The 18,002-nt window shown below is 69.2% G+C and carries 16 protein-coding genes and 1 pseudogene; 14 read left to right on the top strand and 3 right to left on the bottom strand.

Going from position 1 to position 18,002, the window contains the following annotated elements; translation table 11 throughout:
- The first annotated feature begins 210 nt into the window (after positions 1-210).
- Positions 211-1,191, top strand: a complete 981-nt coding sequence (locus tag FRANEAN1_RS33780; protein ID WP_020464168.1) for an endonuclease/exonuclease/phosphatase family protein — start codon at positions 211-213, stop codon at positions 1,189-1,191.
- 338 nt (positions 1,192-1,529) lie between these two features.
- A complete protein-coding gene (locus FRANEAN1_RS33775; protein WP_020464167.1) occupies positions 1,530-1,871 on the top strand; it encodes an Lsr2 family protein in 342 nt (113 codons plus the stop codon).
- Positions 1,872-2,090: 219 nt separating this feature from the next.
- On the opposite strand, the gene FRANEAN1_RS33770 is transcribed toward FRANEAN1_RS33775, so the two are convergent.
- Positions 2,091-2,459 carry an SAM-dependent methyltransferase gene (locus tag FRANEAN1_RS33770; RefSeq protein ID WP_083788400.1) on the bottom strand — a complete coding sequence of 123 codons (369 nt, stop codon included), beginning with the start codon at positions 2,457-2,459 and terminating at the stop codon, positions 2,091-2,093.
- Between the two features lie 34 nt (positions 2,460-2,493).
- On the opposite strand from FRANEAN1_RS33770, the pseudogene FRANEAN1_RS44360 reads away from it, so the two are divergent.
- The 4 genes and pseudogenes from FRANEAN1_RS44360 to FRANEAN1_RS33755 form a co-directional block, all read left to right on the top strand.
- Positions 2,494-2,583 (top strand): annotated as a pseudogene (locus FRANEAN1_RS44360) (transcriptional regulator); the annotation flags it as partial.
- Between the two features lie 88 nt (positions 2,584-2,671).
- Positions 2,672-3,322 (top strand): HAD family hydrolase, encoded by a 651-nt coding sequence (locus FRANEAN1_RS33765; protein WP_020464165.1) that lies wholly within the window; start codon positions 2,672-2,674, stop codon positions 3,320-3,322.
- A 106-nt stretch (positions 3,323-3,428) separates the two neighbouring features.
- A complete protein-coding gene (locus tag FRANEAN1_RS33760; RefSeq protein ID WP_020460351.1) occupies positions 3,429-4,262 on the top strand; it encodes an IS5-like element ISFsp2 family transposase in 834 nt (277 codons plus the stop codon).
- A gap of 921 nt (positions 4,263-5,183) precedes the next feature.
- Positions 5,184-7,376, top strand: a complete 2,193-nt coding sequence (locus tag FRANEAN1_RS33755) for a bacterial transcriptional activator domain-containing protein (RefSeq protein WP_198145405.1) — start codon at positions 5,184-5,186, stop codon at positions 7,374-7,376.
- Positions 7,377-7,603: 227 nt separating this feature from the next.
- On the opposite strand, the gene FRANEAN1_RS33750 is transcribed toward FRANEAN1_RS33755, so the two are convergent.
- Positions 7,604-8,140, bottom strand: coding sequence for a GNAT family N-acetyltransferase (locus FRANEAN1_RS33750; protein WP_020464163.1), 537 nt, complete (start codon positions 8,138-8,140; stop codon positions 7,604-7,606).
- Positions 8,137-9,306 (bottom strand): transcriptional regulator, encoded by a 1,170-nt coding sequence (locus FRANEAN1_RS33745; RefSeq protein WP_157472901.1) that lies wholly within the window; start codon positions 9,304-9,306, stop codon positions 8,137-8,139. Before FRANEAN1_RS33745 ends, FRANEAN1_RS33750 begins: the two co-directional genes overlap by 4 nt.
- Positions 9,307-9,579: 273 nt before the next feature.
- Between FRANEAN1_RS33745 and FRANEAN1_RS33740 the strand changes: the two genes are divergently transcribed.
- The 8 genes from FRANEAN1_RS33740 to fxlM (FRANEAN1_RS33715) all read left to right on the top strand — a co-directional run bounded on the left by FRANEAN1_RS33740 (position 9,580) and on the right by fxlM (FRANEAN1_RS33715) (position 17,916).
- Positions 9,580-10,044, top strand: coding sequence for a hypothetical protein (locus FRANEAN1_RS33740; RefSeq protein ID WP_020464161.1), 465 nt, complete (start codon positions 9,580-9,582; stop codon positions 10,042-10,044).
- A 130-nt stretch (positions 10,045-10,174) separates the two neighbouring features.
- On the top strand, positions 10,175-10,516 hold the full coding sequence (locus FRANEAN1_RS39980; protein WP_347176872.1) for a DUF397 domain-containing protein: 342 nt from the start codon (positions 10,175-10,177) through the stop codon (positions 10,514-10,516).
- On the top strand, positions 10,509-11,747 hold the full coding sequence (fxlM, locus tag FRANEAN1_RS33735) for a methyltransferase, FxLD system (RefSeq protein WP_347176871.1): 1,239 nt from the start codon (positions 10,509-10,511) through the stop codon (positions 11,745-11,747). The genes FRANEAN1_RS39980 and fxlM (FRANEAN1_RS33735) overlap by 8 nt, the downstream gene beginning before the upstream one ends.
- Positions 11,747-11,887 (top strand): FxLD family lanthipeptide, encoded by a 141-nt coding sequence (locus FRANEAN1_RS39975; protein WP_020464159.1) that lies wholly within the window; start codon positions 11,747-11,749, stop codon positions 11,885-11,887. The genes fxlM (FRANEAN1_RS33735) and FRANEAN1_RS39975 overlap by 1 nt, the downstream gene beginning before the upstream one ends.
- A gap of 71 nt (positions 11,888-11,958) precedes the next feature.
- Positions 11,959-14,706: a lantibiotic dehydratase gene (locus FRANEAN1_RS33730; protein WP_020464158.1), complete on the top strand. Its 2,748-nt coding sequence runs from the start codon at positions 11,959-11,961 to the stop codon at positions 14,704-14,706.
- A complete protein-coding gene (locus FRANEAN1_RS33725) occupies positions 14,703-15,779 on the top strand; it encodes a lanthionine synthetase C family protein (RefSeq protein WP_020464157.1) in 1,077 nt (358 codons plus the stop codon). The genes FRANEAN1_RS33730 and FRANEAN1_RS33725 overlap by 4 nt, the downstream gene beginning before the upstream one ends.
- Before the next feature lie 15 nt (positions 15,780-15,794).
- A complete protein-coding gene (locus FRANEAN1_RS33720; RefSeq protein WP_020464156.1) occupies positions 15,795-16,562 on the top strand; it encodes a thiopeptide-type bacteriocin biosynthesis protein in 768 nt (255 codons plus the stop codon).
- Between the two features lie 154 nt (positions 16,563-16,716).
- Positions 16,717-17,916: a methyltransferase, FxLD system gene (gene fxlM, locus FRANEAN1_RS33715; protein ID WP_041255078.1), complete on the top strand. Its 1,200-nt coding sequence runs from the start codon at positions 16,717-16,719 to the stop codon at positions 17,914-17,916.
- Positions 17,917-18,002: the final 86 nt, after the last annotated feature.

Here is an 18,002-nt window from a genome sequence, read left to right as displayed (position 1 = left end):
GTGGGGGGTGATCCGGCGCCCTACCGGGCCTACCCGAATGACCTGGAGTCCTCCCCACGCTCGCGGGGGGGTAATCCAAAGCCCGAAAGGCAGGATCTCAGAACGGCGTCTGGAGACACCGAACGACTGGTAATAGCGTCTTTCGTGGTCGGTCTGGTGCGGGCGGTAGGGTGATCGTGCCGTTGGGGCACGTGTGGACTGGGGGGTCCGATGCCGACGACCTACTACCTCGCCTGGTGGAACCTGGAGAACCTCTTCGACGAGGAGAACTCACCCCGGCGGACCGAGAAACTCACCCGCACCCTCGGTGACGACCTCGCCGGTTGGACGCCGCAGCTCCGCGACCGCAAGGTCTCCCAGCTGGCGTCGGTGATCGCGCAGATGAACGGCGGTGCGGGCCCGGATCTGCTCGGGGTGTGCGAGGTGGAGAACCGGTTCGTCCTCGAGCTCCTCGCCGCCGCGGTCGCCGACCGGCTCGGTGGGCGGCGCTACGAGATCGTGCACGCCGACACCGACGATGCCCGCGGGATCGACGTCGCGTTCCTCTACGACCCGACCCTGCTGACCGCCCCGGCGGGGCAGGTCTTCTTCCACGTGGTGATGCGCCGCAACGCCACCCGCGAAATCGTCCAGGTCAACTTCCAGACCCACACCGGGCGGACGTGGGCGGTGTTCGGGAACCACTGGCCGTCGCGGTCCGGCGGGCAGTACGAGTCCGCCGGCTACCGGGCCATCGCCGGGGAGACCCTGGCCTACTTCCACCAGCGGGTCCGTGAGGAACACGGCCAGGACACCGCCGCGCTGGCGATGGGTGACTTCAACGACGAACCGTTCGACACCTCCCTCGTCGCCCACGCCCTCTCGACCCGGCAGGCCGTCCGGGTGATCAACGCGGACACGCCAAGGTTCTGGAACCTGATGTGGCCCGCCGCCGGCACCCCGGAGGGCACGTTCTACTTCCAGAACGAACCGAACCTGCTCGACCAGTTCCTCGTCAACGCGAACATGGCCCGCCCCACCAGCCCCCTGCACGCCAACCCCGACAGCGTGCGGATCCTGCGGTTCCCCGAGCTGGTCCACACCGGCGACTACCCCCGACCCCGCCCCTTCGGTGGGATGGGCGCCGCTGTCGATGAGACCGGCTACTCCGACCACTTCCCCATCGGGATGACCGTCACCGAAATCGACTGACCTCCGGGGCCGCCGTCACGCTCGTGGTGATCGGCTTCTGCTCATCGCAGGTTCCTCTGGTCAGGGACCACGATCGGCGCGGGCCTTCCCTCAAGGGCGGAACGTTTGGTGATGCCGGTCACTCGTGGGCGAGGGTGTCGTTTCACTCTGGGGGCAGTCCAGCCTCATGAGCCACCCAAGGGTTCTCCACAATCCAGATGTGGTGCTCCCACGGGGGAAGCCTTCCCGTCATGTTTAACGGAGCTGGACGGCTGCGGCGGACCGGTCCGGACCGTCACCCGATACGGTACGGAATACATCGTGGATACACGGTCCGCGGGTAAGAACGGGGAATACTCATGGCGCAGAAGACCATCGTTTCGCTGATCGACGATCTCAGCGGAGAGACCGCCGACGAGACGATCCGGTTCGGGTTGGACGGCGCGCAGTACGAGATCGACCTGTCAGAGACGAACGCCACAAAGCTGCGGGAGGCGCTGGCCTCGTTCGTGTCGGCGAGCCGCCGTTCCGGTGGCCGCGCGGGCAGCGGACGGCGCGGCCCGCGCGGCGCTTCGCCGCGCTCGGCGTCTACCGAGCGCACCGCGGAGATCCGCGAGTGGGCGCGCAGCAACGGCTACACGGTGAGCGACCGGGGTCGTATCGCGTCGACCGTCGTCGAAGCATTCGACCAGGCTCACTAGACACGCCAGCTCGGGGTGGTGGTTGTGCATCACCCCGAGGACGCCACGCGACGCTCGGACCCCGAAACTGCGGGTTATGCGGTTCGCCGGCGGACCGGCCGGCGTGGTCACGGCCGTGAGTGAGAGGGAGGTACGCCGGGCCGAGCCCCCGCGGTGGCCCGGCGCCTGACCACCGTAGGCCGCGCAGGAAGGCCGTGGTGTTGACCTTCCGTGAACGGATCATCTCCGGATCGAACGGCATGCCCGTGAGACGACGGCTCGGCAGTGGGCGGCGGAGAGCAGGGTGACCGTCTGCCAGCTGTGGCCGGCCGAGGTCCCGGGGCGGACGCGGCTGGTCACGGCCGTCGGACCTGCGTCGCCATAGGTCCCACCGGCCGGGTGCCCGCGGCGTGCCGCGGGCACCATCCCGCGGTGTTCCGGGACGCGGGCAAGCGCGCCGTACACGTTGACCTCGGCGTCGGTCGGGCGATCCGGCCCGCTGGTGTCGTCGGGCCGCCAGCGGTGCACGGGCTGCACCCCGGGCTCGACCAGGTCGAGGCCGTCGAAGAACCGCGCGACCTCACTGCGGCTGCGGACCGTGGCGGGGATGCCCTGGCTCCGGTAGACCTCGACGGCACGCGCCCTGCACTCGGCGGAGGGGGTGTGGGTCGAGCGCTCCGGGCTGCGTCACGCTCAGGAGGCGCGGCTGCCGCTGTATGAACGGCAACGGCAACCGGCCGCTGACGGAAGGCAACGGCGCCCGATAGCTTCATCGTGAACGATTGCGGCGTCCGCAGTCCGACCAGATGGGAGGGACCCGCGTGCCGATCAGGTCGGTGTTCTTCGACGTAGGCGAGACGATCGTGGATGAGTCCCGGGAGTACGGGACGTGGGCGGACTGGCTGGGGGTGCCTCGGCACACGTTCTCCGCGGTGTTCGGCGCTGTGATTGCCCGTGGGCTGGACTACCGGGAGGTATTCGAGGTGTTCCGGGCCGGATTTGACCTCGGGGTGGAGCGCGAGCGGCGCGCGGCGGCCGGGCAACCGGAGTCCTTCGGCGAGGAGGACCTGTACGCCGATGCCCGGCCCTGCCTGGCGGCGTTGCGCGCCGAGGGTCTGCGGGTCGGCCTGGCGGGCAACCAGACCGCCCGCGCCGAAGTCATCCTGCGGGCGTTGGATCTCCCCGTTGACGTGATCGGAACGTCGGGCGGCTGGGGTGTGGAGAAGCCCTCGGTGGAGTTCTTCGAGCGTGTCGTCGCCGAAGCGGGTTGCCCGGCTCGGGAGGTGCTGTACGTCGGTGATCGGATCGACAACGACATCCGTCCCGCGCAGGCTGCCGGCGTGGCGACTGCCCTCATCCGTCGGGGTCCGTGGGGTTACATTCTTGAGGATCCCGCAGTCGAGGATCACTGTCTGTTTCACCTCGACTCGTTGACTGAGCCATTCCCAGCAACGGCCCGTGACGTTCGGTGACCATTGCGCGGTGTGAGTGTCCCCGGGGCTGCGACGACGGAGGCGCGGGGCTCCGATAGGAAGTTGTTCCGACCAAAGAGCAACTCCGAAGGAACCCCGCGCCTCCATGAGTTTCACATACACCGCCGAGTTGCCCCTCGGCGATCACACCGTCTTCCGCCTGGCGGGTCTTCTCGTCGCGGAGCGTCAGCGTCGCGGCACTCGCAACGGCACCCGCACGCTGTCCACGTTGGAACAGGCGGTCATGGTCCTGCGCTGGTTCTGTGACGGCACCAGGACCAGCCGGCTCTTCAAGGATCACGGGGTGTCCCGGTCGGTGGGCTACCGCTACCTGCACGAGGGCATCGCCGTGCTTGCCTGGCAAGCCCCTGACCTGCGCGAAGCGCTGATGCGCGCCAGGATCGCCGGCTACGGCCACCTCATCATCGACGGTACGATCATCGAGACCGACCGGCTGCGCATGCCCGGCCCGACCGAGGGCGTGGACCTGTGGTGGTCCGGCAAGATCTCCAACCACGGCGGCAACATCCAGATCCTCTCGGCCCCCGACGACGGCTGGCCGCTGTGGGTCTCGGACGTCAGGCCCGGCCGCGAGCACGACTCGACCGCGCTGTGCGCCGGAGGCGCGCAGCCGATCCTTGAGGAATGGGCCGCCGACCTGCACGAGGTCCTGTTCGACCTCGGTTACGAAGGGTTGGGTAGCCCGGCCGGACCGCTCGCGACCGCCTACAAGAAGCCCAAGGGCGGCGCCCTCACCGACGAACAGAAGGCGCACAACCGGGTCCACAACGCGCTGCGCGCCGTCGGCGAACGCGCGAACGCGCTGCTCAAGGTCACCTTTCGGCTGCTCCGCAACATCACGATCGACCCCTGGAAGATCGGACTCGTCGCGAAAGCCGCCCTCGTCATCCTCCACACCGAGCACCGCAGGACTGCCTGAACCCCAACACCGCAACACGGAACTGTTGCTACGCAAGGTGACGAATGGTTGCCGGGAAAGGTTCACTGAGCTACCGGATCTGGTGCGCAAGTACAACGAGGCGAACTGACGCTCCACAGGCTGGAGGTCACAATGCTGGTGACAGTGCTCTGATCTGGCCGTCGAGGTGTCGACCGTGCTTGCTGTCTCCCAGGATCTCCGATCACCCCCTCCGTAGCCAGCCCGCATCCACGCGGGTGTCTCACGCCAGTCTGACGGAGAGGGGACGACTATCGAAGGGCGCAGCGCATACTGAAAATTGCGATTTCGGCATGGATTCGGAGGCACAGGGCGGTGCAGGACCAGGTTCGTTCGAGCGGTGAGATGGCGAGCTTGAGAGCGGGAGCGAAGCTTTCTGCCGCGTTGGGGAGTGGGTGGCTTCCGCCTGCCTGGCCGGAGTCGCCGGGCTGGTGCCGGGAAGGCGAGTATGTCTTCGATGCGGTCGCGTGCGAGGTGTGGTCGCGTCCCGCTACGGAGGAGAGAACCGTAGATGATCTACTTGCCTTGCAGTCTGAGGCATACGCCGTTGAGTGGATCCCGAAGGGCACAGGGTTGTTGTATGTGACCTCAGACGTGGCTTCCGTCGATCTTCAGGGTACGTGGTATGCCTTTCCCTATGGCTGGCGGCACAGCTGGCACGCCCGGTTTCCGTACCTGGACGTACACCCCCCTTACGGGTCTCCGGTGCGGCTGAAAGTCGACGAACCACACCGACTGAAGGTTTTGATCGACTACTTGATCGCCGGCGGCCAACACAGCTGATCACCGAGAACACCACTCACCCCCCGTCGATCTCTGCAGCCGGTCGGTTGCTTCGATTTGTCCCGATGTACCCGTTGTGGTGGCTGCCGCTGGCGGCTCGTGGCAATGTTGAGCGACAGCATGGCTACGGAGGTGGGGATGCGGCTGCGGGCCAGGGCCGTCCTGTTCCTTTTCGTGGTGGCGCCGCCCGTGTGTTCCGGGCTGCTCGCTGGTATGCCGTGGACCGCCGCCGCGGCCATGGCCCGAGGGGGCCCCTCGTTGCCGTGGTCGGTGACCGCCACCGCGGTCTGGCTGTTCTGGCTGCTGCTCCTGGCAGGCCTGCTCCTCGAACTCGTCACCGACGGCCGGCAGGTCCTCCCTGGTTTGGAGTCGGTTCAGGCCCTGGCCGCCGGATTGATCGCCGGCGTCCGCACACCCCAGGCCCTGCACGTCTTCACCGTCCCGACAGACGGCGTCCGGTATGAGCCGTTGATCCAGCCCGATGCGCCAGCGCAGGACGAGAACAAGGCAGAACCGCGTCCTGTTTCGGGCCGTCGTCCTGACGCGACTGTTCCGGAATCGCCCCCGGCCGGGCCACCGCCCTTCCTCGCTCCACCCCGGCGCCCCGCGAGTCGTTCCCGGTCAGCGTCAACCATCACGAGGCCCGCGCGCTATCCGCCCGCGCTCACCCGCATCGCCCCGCAAGCCGCCCACACACCGGTGATCCCGCCTCACGTCCTACCGTCGCCCCTCCCAGCACCACGCACTGGATCTGGTCATGGGCCGTCCGGGCCCTCGCAGATGCCTCCTCGCGTCGCGATCGGTGTCGATGACGACAGACAGCCCGTTCTCGCGGACCTGGCCCAGATAGGGCTGGGGGTCCTCAGCGGCCCTGGCGCATACGGAGCGATCCGCGCCCTGCTCGCGGCTGCCCTCACCTGTTCGGTGGACATCGCCGGCCCCTCGCACCGCATCCTCATCACCGCTGCCGATCTCGCGACCCTTGACCTCACCGACCTGGGCCCGGTACCCGAGCTGACCGTAACCGCCGGACTCCACACGGCACTGCGCCACCTGTCCGCGGAGGTGCTCCACCGGGCATGGCTCGCTTCCACCGTCCAGGACGGCACAGGCCCCCCACGTACGCTCGGCGAACTCCGCTCCGCCCTGCCCGAAGAGCACCTCCCCACCCTGCTTCTGGTCAGCACCGATCCTGCGGCACAAGGTCCCGCGCTCGCCGCGTTGCTCTCCCAAGGCGTGGCCTACGGTCTCGGAGCGATCCTCGCAGCACCGCACCCGTCTTCGGGCGCGGTGCACGTGAGCGAGGACGGCACCCTGCCCGCCACAGTCACCACGCTGCGCCGGCTCACCGTTCTGTCCGCGTCGGCGACCACGGCCGTCCTGCGCCAGGTCACCGCCGTCGACCTTGTCCCCGAGGAGGAGACGGACGGGGACACGACCATTCCGCTGCGCGCCTACCTCACCAGCCCGCCGCCTCTACCCGCCCCGGTCCCGCCGCCCACCGTCGAAACGCCAGCCGCTGCGGTACCGGCACGGGCCGAGCCGCGTACGGGACGTCCGGTCCAGCTGTGCCTGTTCGGCCCGCCCCGCATCCTCACCCACGGCGATCTTGTCACCCACGGTCTTCGCGCCCGCGCAATAGAGCTCATGGCCTACCTTGCTCTGCATCCGGACGGCGCCCGCACCGGCACCATGATCGGAGAGCTCCTCCCCGATGCGAGCGACGACACCCGGGCGAAAAACCTGATCTACACCGTCATCGGCTCAGTACGAGAGCTTCTCCGCACGAGGACAGGTCACGACACGACCTGGTTCATCCAACGCACCCACAGCGGCTACCAGCTCGACGACAGTCTCATCGACGTTGATCTCTGGCAGGTTCGTGCCGAGCTCGCCACGGCCGCGAAGACCTCCGACCGGACGCGACGGAGCAGCGCCGTCTCGGCCGCGTTGGAGGTCACCGGCGGCCGACGGTTCCTCGACCAGGTTCCCTGGGAATGGGCCGATACCCACGTCCTCAGCGTCCATCACCAACTCCTGGAAGCCTCCCGACGCCTCGCCACAGACCTCGCCGACAACGACAGAACCGACCAGGCGCTCACCGTTCTGCACGACGCGCTAGCGATCGATCCGTACGCCGAAGACCTCTACCAGCAGCTGCTACGTATCCACGCCCGACGCAACGATCTCCCCGCCCTTCACCGCGCCTACCAGCTACTCCAGACACGCCTCAACGACATCAACGCACATCCCAGCCGCACCACCACGAACCTGTACACAGCCCTCACGCACAGACCCCACCCACATCCATAAGAGCGGCCGACCAGCTCGCAGGAGATGTCTGCCGTTCTTACCCCATGGATGCCTCGTGGCAACCGGTCAAGAGCATCCCTCAGCCGGGCCGGCATCCGCCTCTGCTCCGCACGACAGCAGAGGGTGACGGGGCGAGACGTGATGCTCTTTGTCCCGCGGTACTCCTGCGGCGGGGAGACCGTCTTCCCGGGGTCAGGCCGACCGAGCTTCTGCCGTGATCGTCGCAATCACGATGTGCCTGCCGCCCACTCGTCGCGGCTAATCGCGTAGACATTATTCGCCCGCCATGGACCAACATCGGCAATCTCGCGGAAAGTCATCCCAAGCTTGCGTGCGATCGCGTTCATACCGGCGTTCTCGGGATGGGTCACGGTGATCAGCTCGTCGACGTCGAGCCTGGTGAATCCGAAGTCGAGCGCCGCGCGGATCGCTTCGGTACCGAGGCCCTGGCCCCATCGGTCTCGGCGGATCGACACAGCGACCTCGACACCGGGCCAGCCTTCGCCGTAGAACGTCCCGGCGCGGCCAAGGAACTCGCCTGTCGCTCGGTCCTCGACCGCCCACATGCCATGACCCCGGCGGGCCCAGAGCGCCCGTGCACGCTGAACCAGTCGGATCGTGCCATCGAGCCCGCAGACACCGTCGAGGTAGCGCATCGTTTCCGCATCAGCGTTCATCGCCGCGTACGGTTCGATGTCTTCGTCACGCCATCCGCGGAGGATGAGTCGATCTGTGACGACGGTCGGAATGGTGGGGTTACTCACCGCACAAGGACCAGACGTGGACGTTCGGCGAGCTGCGCCCGGAAGTCTTGGACTGCAGGCAGCTGCGCGTACCGGTCCAGGCGCCGATCGACATCGACAATCTTGTCCATGACAGAGAAGGTGGGCGTAACATCGACCGTGCTAAGGACCTGCTGTGCGAGCGCAGCAGCGCCTTCTGGTTCAGGATTGGGCCGGAGCAGCAGTGCCCAGGAGAGGTTGAGTGTGGCGTTTCCTCTATCCTCGAATCCTCCGCCTGTCCGGTCGTAGGCCTCGAGAGATGCGCGAGCCAGGGGCTCGGCCGCATCGCCGTGGCCGAGGAGGGCGAGTGTCCGGGCAGTCGTCTGATCGGCGTTCGCGGGTCCAAACGGTGAGGCTCCCGGCATGGGAGGGCTGATGGCGACGTGCTCGGTCATCAATGCGAGCGCTGCTCGTGCTGATGCCTCGTCGCCGAGCGCGACTTGGGCTCGCACCTCGTGGGAGGCGAGTCGCGCGGCGACGTAGGGGTGGGTGCCGGAAGCCGCGAAACCGCGCCGGGCGAAGTCCGCTGCAGCCCTGTACTGGTGGCTGTAGTAGGCAAGCGTGGAGAACATCTCGCATACCGACCCGGTCAAGATCGGATCGTCGATCTCCTGGGCGTGTTCTGCCGCGAGGCGGATGAACCTACGTGCGGCGGTGCTGTCTCCGGTGTTGAACGCCAGCCGGCCTAGGTAGTAGGCGGAGTACCCGGCCACTCTGGTCAGCTGTGCCTGTGCTCGTGGTCGGGCACCGGCTGCGAGGAGCGCCTCGGCGCTCTTCCAGGTCTCCGAGATCTCAGGTGCGAGTTGGCCGTGCGGGGTCGTCGTAAACCGTGTGGCGTATCGAGCGAGCGCGTCGTCGAGTTCCTCGAGCGTGAGAGGGTCGACCTTGATGTTCGCGTGCCGTCGATAGGCGTCGGCTGCCAGGAAGCCCGCGGCGGTGAACTCAAAGAAGGTGCGCCTGTCCGTTTCGTCCTCCTGGTCCGGCCTCATGTCGTCCGCTAGGGAACGGTCGAGGGTTTCGCTGGTCTTCTCGAGCTTCGCTGCTTTCCACAGGCGGACTATCTCCCCACCTGAGACGAGAGCGGACTCTAGCTCCGCGATCACTGTGGCGGACGGCAGCGAGTTCCCGTTCGCCGCGTCGCCGATCACCTGACGGGGGACGCCCGTCTTTCTCGACAATTTACTGTTATCAGTTCCCCGATCTGCGATGAGTTCGGAGAGGCGGGTCGCGAACGCCTCCCGCGCCCGTCTACGAGGATCCACGCCACTGTCCTCCTGTCAAGTATCGACCTGTCATGACGATCTTCTTCATGCATGCAGAAGATGCTTCAGTCTGTACCGACGCTGGTGCGGAGTGTGTCATGGGTTGTGCGCGGCGGGAAACACGCCGGCCACTCTCCCGAACCAGTAGAGGAGCACATCGTGCACTCGCCCACGGAAGCTCCTGGCAGGTTCGCCGGCCGGACGCCCGCCGATGGCCGCCAGCCCGGCCCTGACCCGTCGTCGTCCACCGCCGTGCGGCGCTCTGGTGTCGGGTCGGCGGTGGTGGTCGGGATGGGGAGGGAGCCGGTCACACCGGCCGGTGATGACGCTCCCTCCCCACCCCTCCCGATCCGTGTCCCGCGTACGACCTGGCCGGCGGGGCGCCGCCGGCTGTCCAGCACAGGGCGCGGCTATTACGTCCGGCCGCTCAGCGGCCCGGCCGGTGCCGCCGAGCAGAAGTGGACCGTGGTCGTGCTCGACGCCGACGGTGACCCGAGGGAGACCGTCACCGGGTTCTCGTCGCTGGAGGCTGCGGACGCCTACGCCGAGCTCGACCCGGCCATCATCCGCTGGATATCTGTTCCGACCCGGCCCGCGATCCCTGAGCGGATTCCTGGCCTCTGAGAACGGAGCCGTCATCCCTCCCGGCGGTTCCTCACATGGCTACACCGCCTACCCCGCATATGTCAGGGGGTTGGGTGGGGTGGCCCCCGCTCGCTGCCTGTCTCGGTGCTGAGCCGATCCGTCGGGGCAGGTGGCCTTACCAGGAAGGACCGCCGTGGGTGTCCCGTGCTCCACTCCGGACGCCGACCAGTCGTGGCAGCAGCCCTCTAACCCCCATCCCACGGCGGTGGACGCAGTCGAAGTCGCCCGGGGCCCGAACCTGGTCCTCATCCGGTCGTCGCTCGGCCGGATGCCAGTTGGGGTGACCCCGGGAGCGTGGGCTGCCTTCGTGGCCGCGGTGAGGGCCGGCGAGTACGAGGCAGAACCGGTAGCTGATTACCGGCCTGTTGGAATGCCGGGGGCCGCCCGGACCGCGGCGGCTCGCACGCATCGAGAGAGGAATCTCAAGGATGAGCGTCGGCACCATGAGTAGCGAGAGTGAGCGCTTCCGTCACGCGATGGTCGACCAGTTCGTTGCCGATCAGGCGGCGGAAGGCTGCTCGCCGCGCCCGGAAGTGGAGGCGGCGATGCGGGCTGTTCCTCGTGAGCTGTTCACGCCGGGCCTTCCGCTGGAACAGGCGTATGAGAACGAAGCTGTCCTGAAGAAGATGCGCGGGGACGAAGCGATCAGTTCGGTGTCGGCCCCGTTCCTGATCGGGCGGATGCTGGGTCAGGCGGCAGACGCGCTCGATGGGCTGGATGGCCGGCACGTGCTGGAGATCGGCAGCGGTGGCTACAACGCCTCGCTGCTGCGGGAACTCGTCGGCTCGTCAGGATCGGTCACGACGGTCGACATCGACCCCGAGGTGACCGACCGGGCGGTTTCCTGCCTGGCAGCGGCCGGCTACGACGACGTCACCGTGGTCTGCGCGGACGCCGAACACCCGATCGCGCCCGGCCGCCGCTGGGATTTGATCATTGTCACGGTCGGGGCGTGGGACATCCCGCCGGCGTGGCGTGATCAGCTCACCGACGGGGGCGTGCTGGTGGTGCCGCTGCGTACGTTCGGGATGACTCGGTCGTGGGCGTTGCGGCGCCGCGAGGGCCGCCTGGTCAGCGTGAGCCAGCGGTTGTGCGGGTTCGTCTCGATGCAGGGCGCCGGCGCCAGCGAGGTGCGCTACGCCGACATCGCGGACGGTGTGCACCTGCGGCTGGATGAGGGTCAACACGTCGATTCGGCCGCGGTCGCTGATCTCCTCACGACGCCACGCGAGCAGGTGTGGGCCGAGGTGAGCCTGCCGCCCCGCACCGATCTGTCCGACCTCGACCTGTGGCTGGCGACTCGACCGCAGGTCGAGGCGGAGCAGTTCGTCGTCCTCGCCGCGCAGGAGGAAGCGGTCACGGCCGGCATCGTCACGCCCTCGTGGCGGTTCGCCGTCCCGGCCACGCTGGCGGCCGGCACGCTGGCCTACCGGTCGGCGCTGCGCTGGACCGACCGGCGGTTCGATCTCGGCGCATGTGCCCACGGGACTGGGGCCGCCGCGGCGGCCGGGCGGATGGTCGAGCACATGCGTGCGTGGGTGGATGCGGGCTGCCCGCCTCCGGTGCTGCACATCCTGCCCGCGCACACCCCCGATGGCGACGTGCCGGAGGGGGCGGTCCTGGACAAGCGGCACAGCCGCCTCGTCCTGACCTTCACCACAGAGAAGAAGGGAACCACCTGATGGACAACGAGCACGACCTGGACCTGAACCTGGTCGACGCCGGGCCCGTCGCGAGTCCGCACGCCACCGGCACCGACGACAACTGCGGCTCGGGCAACACGAAGTCGGACGCCTGCACGACCAAGGCCGACGGCAGCTAAACCCGCTGCCCCAGGAGCGCCCGGCCTACTCCGGCCGGGCGCTCCGCCCCTTCAGTGACGCGGAGCCAGACATGTATCAAGCTGCCCACGCGGCGTTGATCAGGGCTGCTTCCTACCCCCGAGATCTGACGCTGCCCACGTGGCCCGATCTGACCGCGAACCAGGCCGACGAGTGGCTGGAGTGGCTGCGGGAGGTATGGGCGTTGCCGGAGTTCGCGGCGGCTGTCGGGCAGGCAGCCCCTGACCTGGCCGATCAGATCACCCACGTGCTTGCCCAGGAGTCGATGCCAGCGCGCAGGGTGCGGCGTCTGGTGGAGACGACCGTGCGGTATCTGCTGCGGTGGACGACCCGGCCCACGCCGTTCGGCAGGTTCGCCGGGGTGGCTCCCCTCGCGTTCGGCCCCCGCGCGGCGGTCTGGTGGGGCGACCAGCATCACGAGGTGGTCCGACTGGACGACCGCTCCGTCGCCGAATACACGGCGGTGACGGAGCGGGACCTGGCGGTGCTGCGCGGGGTCACGGTCATGACGAACACGCTGGGGTATCGGCGTGGCGGGGTGTGGGTGCTGCCCTGCGCCCGCGTCGAAGGTGACCGGGTGTGGGATGTCGAGATCAACCTGACTGCCCCGGTGCTGGTGGCGGTGGAGAAGGCCCGTGCCCCGATCCCGTTCCGGGAGCTGGCCGCGACGGTCGCCGAGGACCAGGCCATCGGAACCGCGAAGGCGGAGCGACTACTCGGCGCCCTGGTGGGCGCGGGGGTGTTGCTGTCGGCGGTCCGGCCGCCGATGACCGTGACCGACCCGGCCGCGCACCTGGCCCGCCACATCGCTCTCCCCAACCCAGGCGAACGGAGCGCGGTCGATCTGCGGGTTGACTGCTCGGTGACGCTGCCGCCCGCGGTGGTCCGCGAGGCGCAGGAAGCCGCCGCGGCGCTCGTCGCAGTTGCGCCACGCCTGCCTGGCTGGGCCGCCTATCATTCCGCGTTCAGTGAGCGGTGGGGGCCGGGCGCGGCTGTGCCGCTGCGGGAGGTCGTGGGCATTCTCGGGTTCCCGGCCGGTTACCGGGGCTCGCTGCGCCGTGATGCGGCGACGTTCACTGCCCGGGATGCTCTGCTCGCGACGCTCGCCCAGCGCTCTGCCCTGGACGGATGCGCCGAAGTCCTCCTGGACGACGATCTAATCGGGCAGCTTCGCAGCGAGGACGACCGGCCGCCGATCCCGCACACCGAACTGCGGTTCACTCTCGCCGCAGGAACGCTTCAGGACCTCGACCGCGGCGCGTTCACCCTGACGGTCGTCAGTGGAGCCCGCCACGCCGGCGTGGCAGGTGGCCGCTTCCTGCACCTGCTCACCCCCACCGAGCTGGACCAGTTCCGCAGCATCTACACCAGCCTGCCGACTGCCTTACCCGGCGCGGACGCCGTACAGCTGTCCGGGCCTCCGCTCGACCCCAGGCTGGCCACCGTCGCCCGCACGCCCGAGCTCCTACCGGTGCTGCCCGTCGGCGACCTCCATGCCGACCCGGTGTGCACGGTGGACGACCTGGCGGTGGCCGCCGATGGGCAGCGGCTCTGGTTGGTGTCGCGCCTAACTGGTCGACCGGTCGAGCCGCTGCTGTTCAACTGCGTGCTCCTGGCTACCCACCAGCAGCCACTCGTTCGGTTCCTCACCGAGATCTGGACGGCCTGGACGGCGCCGTGCGCCCGGTTCGACTGGGGACACGCCCGCACATTGCCGTTCCTCCCGCGGGTCCGCCGGGGCCGTTCGATCCTGCACCCGGCCCGCTGGACCATCCCCGCCGAGGCGTTACCCGCCCGCACCGCGACGTGGCCGCAGTGGCGGGCCGCCTGGCACCAGCACCACGAACGCCGCCAGCTGCCACAGGAGGTGCTGATCGGCGGCGACGACGTACGGCTACGCCTCGACCTGGACGAGAACGCCCATCTCGCGGTCCTGCGTAGCCACCTCGACCGGCACGGACGCGCTGTCCTCACCGAGACGGACGGGCCCTCAGGGTGGATCGATGGCAGACCCGCCGAACTCCTGCTCACCCTCACCCGCACCCCACCAGCCCACCGCCTGGCCGCCCGCCGGGCCCGTCCTGTCAGCGTTCCTGCCCACCGGCCCGGCCGGTCGCGCTGGTTGGACGCCCGCCTGGTCGGACAAGCCGATCACGTCCTCGCCCGCCTGTCCGAGTTTCCTGGTCTGCCCGCAGGTTGGTGGTTCCTGCGCTACCCGCACCCCGAACCCCACCTGCGGCTGCGCATCCCGCTGCGGGGCATTGCCCAGTTCGCCGACGTCGCCCGCGGCCTCGCCGGCTGGGCGGAGCAGCTGCACGACGACGGACTGCTGGCCGACTACACCCTGGCCACCTACCGGCCAGAGACCCGCTGGGGCTGCGGGCAGACCCTCGCCGCGGCCGAGGCAGTGTTCGCCGCCGACTCCCGCGCCGCCCTCACCTGGACGTCCGGCGACCGCCAGGCTGGCACCGCAGCAGGGATGATCGCTATCGCCGGCGGGTTCACCGATGACGGAGCGCGTTGGCTCGTCGAGCACGCACCCCACGGCGGCGGGTCACGCCTGGAGCCCGCCCAGATCGCCGGGGCCCGCCTGACCTACGGAGACGAGGCTCTGACCGCGACGCTGGCCACCTACCGGACCCTCGCCGCCCGAGACGGTCTCGACCTGGACCAGGTGCTGGCCGACCTGCTGCACCTGCACCACGCCCGCATGATCGGCCCCGATCTGGCGTCCGAACGGCACTGTCTGCGCCTGGCCCGCGCCCTCGCCCAGACCACCCTGGCCAGGAGGCCATCGTGACGGCAGGACAGTCCCTCGGCGACGGCGCGGCCGGCGTCGCTCTCCTCCATCTGGAGACCGGCAACTGGCCGGCGGCGTACGCGGCGCTAGAGCAGGCCGTCGCCGGCGGCGTCAGCGTCGCCGAGTCCGCCAGCCTCTACTACGGCGCTCCCACCCTCGCCTTCATTCTCACCGGCACCGACCGGCCCAGCCTCGCGCGAGCGACCGCGACCGCCGCAGCGGGGACCACCACGCTGACCCGTCGCCGTCTCGATGCGGCCCATCGGCGCATCGACACGCACCAGCGCCCGCCCTACGCCGAGTACGACCTGATCCGCGGCCTGACCGGACTCGGTGTCGCGCTGCGCCGCATCGGAGATCTCGACCTGCTCCGCGACGTGCTGACCTACCTGGTGCGTCTCACCGAACCGATCGACGGTCTGCCTGGCTGGTGGTGCGCCCACGGCCCTCACCGGGGCCAGCCGGCTCCGGGCGGGCACGGCAATCACGGTATGGCCCACGGCATCACCGGTCCCCTCGCGCTCCTGGCCCTCGCCCATCTCGACGGCGTCCACGTCGACGGCCACACGGAAGCGATCACACAGATCGTCCGATGGCTCGACGACTGGCAGCAGCGCACCGGTGACGGCGCCGCGTGGTGGCCGCAAACCGTCACCCTCACCGAACTCGAGGACGGTGAGCCCGCCCAGGCCGGCCCGCTGCGCCCCTCGTGGTGTTACGGAACCCCCGGCATCGCCCGCGCCCAGCAGCTCGCCGCCCACGCCCTCGACGACGTCGCCCGCCAGCGCAACGCCGAAGAAGCGTTCACCGGGTGCGTCAGCGACCCCGCGCAGGTCGGCCGTCTCCACGACCGCGGCCTGTGCCACGGAACCGCCGGACTCCTCGCCACCGGGCGCCGCATCGCCGCGGACGCCCTCACCCCGATCCCCCTCTCACCCCTGCTGCAGATGCACCAGCACACCGCCGCCACGGCCGGCGAACCCGCCGGGTTCCTCGACGGCACGACCGGCGCCGACCTGGTCACCGCTGGGACGACCGCGACCTCGTGGGACGCCTGCCTCCTGCTCTGCTGACCGAAAGGCACGATCATGGACGAGACCCCGTGGAGGCAAATAAACATCACCTGGCCCGGCCCGGACCGTCATCAGCGTGAACGTCAGGCCATCGATCATCTTGCCCGTGTCCTGCCCGCCGCCGAGGCCAGCAGTCTCATCTCCTCCTGGTTCTTCCTCCGCAAAGGCCCCTGGCGCGTCCGCTACCTGCTCACGCAGGACCCCCACGGCCACGACCCGCTCCACCCGCTACTCACCGACGGGGTCCGCTGGACCAGCGAGGTCTACGAACCGGAAACCGTCGCCTTCGGCGGCCCCGCCAGCCTCACCACCGCACACACGTTGTTCCACCAGGACAGCCGCCATCTCCTTGCCTTCCTCGACAACGGCGCCGTCGACCGGAGGGGACACTCTCTCGTGCTGTGCACCGCGCTCATGCGGACTGCGGGACTGGACTTCAACGAGCAGGGCGACGTGTGGGCACGGGTCGCAGCGCATCGCTCCGGCCTGGCCGAGGTGCCAGCCGACCCCGAGGTGCGGGCCTCGTTCACCAGCGGCGTCCGTCACCTTCTCCTCGGTACCGCCCGTGCGGACCTCCTCGGCCGCGAGTGGCTGCATGCGTTCGAGGAAGCAGGCAGAGCACTACGAACCCTGCGAGAACGCGGCGACCTCGCCCGCGGGATACGCACGATCATCGCATTGCACGTGATCTTTCACTGGAACAGGCTCGGGCTCCCCGCGGCCACGCAGGCCACCCTCGCGCAGGCAGCGCAGGAAGCCGTCTTCAGCGACGCATCCCAGTAGCCGATCAACCAGACACCGGGCCGTGGCACCTGACCCACCGGGGCGTGGGGTTCCGCATGCCCACCGGTGCCAGCTGTCCGCCATGCCCGTCCGGCCGCTGTCTGGCCTTCTTCGATCGCACCACACCCTTCCGGAAGGATGATCGTTGAGTACCGTGACCTCCACGCACGACGCCACCCCCGATGACCTGCGCGCGGCCATGGTCGACCGCCTCGCCACCTCGGGAGCCATCCTCACCGCCGCGGTCGAGGACACGATGCGCACCGTGCCCCGCCACCTGTTCGTGCCCGACGCCGCCCCCGGCGAGGCCTACGCCGAGCAGGCCGTCATCACCAAACGCGCCCCTGACGGCACATCCCTCAGTTACGCCTCCGGGCCGGGAATCGTGGCGATGATGCTGGAGCAGCTCATCGTCCTACCCGGCCAGCGGATCCTCGAGATCGGGACCGGCACCGGCTACAACGCCGCCCTCCTCGCGCACCTGGCCGGGCCCGGCGGGCACGTCACCACCATCGACATCGACCCCGACATCACCAGTGCTGCGACCAGCGCCCTCGCCGCAGCCGGCTTCGAAAAGGTCACGGTCCTCACCGGGGACGGCACCTTCGGCGACCCGGACAGCCACGTGCACGATCGGCTGATCGCCACGGTGGGAGTCTGGGACATCTCCAGCGCCTGGTGGGACCAGCTCGCCCCGGGCGGCCGGCTCGTCCTGCCCCTGCATTGGCGGGGCCAGACCCGCGCGGTGACCTTCCGCCACGACGGCAACCGGATGATCAGCGAGTCGGTAGAGCTCTGCGGCTCCGTCCCGATGATCGGGCAAGCGGGCGAACGGACCGCCGCGATCCACCATGATGGCCTCGTCGCCCTGCACTGGGACCAGGACCAAGCCATCGACCCGGGCACTCTCACCGGCGTACTCGACAGGAGGCGGACAATCGCCCTCTCCGGGGTCGAGGTCGGCCCCTACGACCCGTTCGACGGAATCTGGCTGCGCCTGACCGCCACCGAGCCCGGATGCTGCCGCATCGAAGCCACCCCCGAAGCGGTGAAGTCCGCCCTGTGCGCACCCGCGATACCCCAGCGCAGCCCCGCTCTCGTCGACCGCGACTCGCTGGCCTACCTCAGCCTCGCCCGCAACCACACCGGGCCCGGCCGTCACACCCTCAGCGTCATCAGCCACGGCCCGAACCGTCATAACCTGGCCGACCGGCTGATCGAAGGCATCCACACCTGGAACAGCGACCGCACCGCCACCCCCACCGTCACCGCCCACCACGGGCCCGCCGGTCTCGCGCACCAGCCGCCCGGACTTATCCGGAAACCGGACAGCCCTCTGACGATTACCTTCTGATCTGCGCAGCCAAGACGCGGCCTCCGCACCCGGCCCTCTCCGTAGGGCCGCCGGTGGCTATCCCGTCCTCGCGCACGTCGAGGGCG

This window comes from Parafrankia sp. EAN1pec, from assembly GCF_000018005.1.
GTDB lineage: Bacteria > Actinomycetota > Actinomycetes > Frankiales > Frankiaceae > Parafrankia > Parafrankia soli.
Note: the sequence above shows the minus strand (reverse complement) of the source record. Positions and strands in the feature narration are given on the sequence as shown.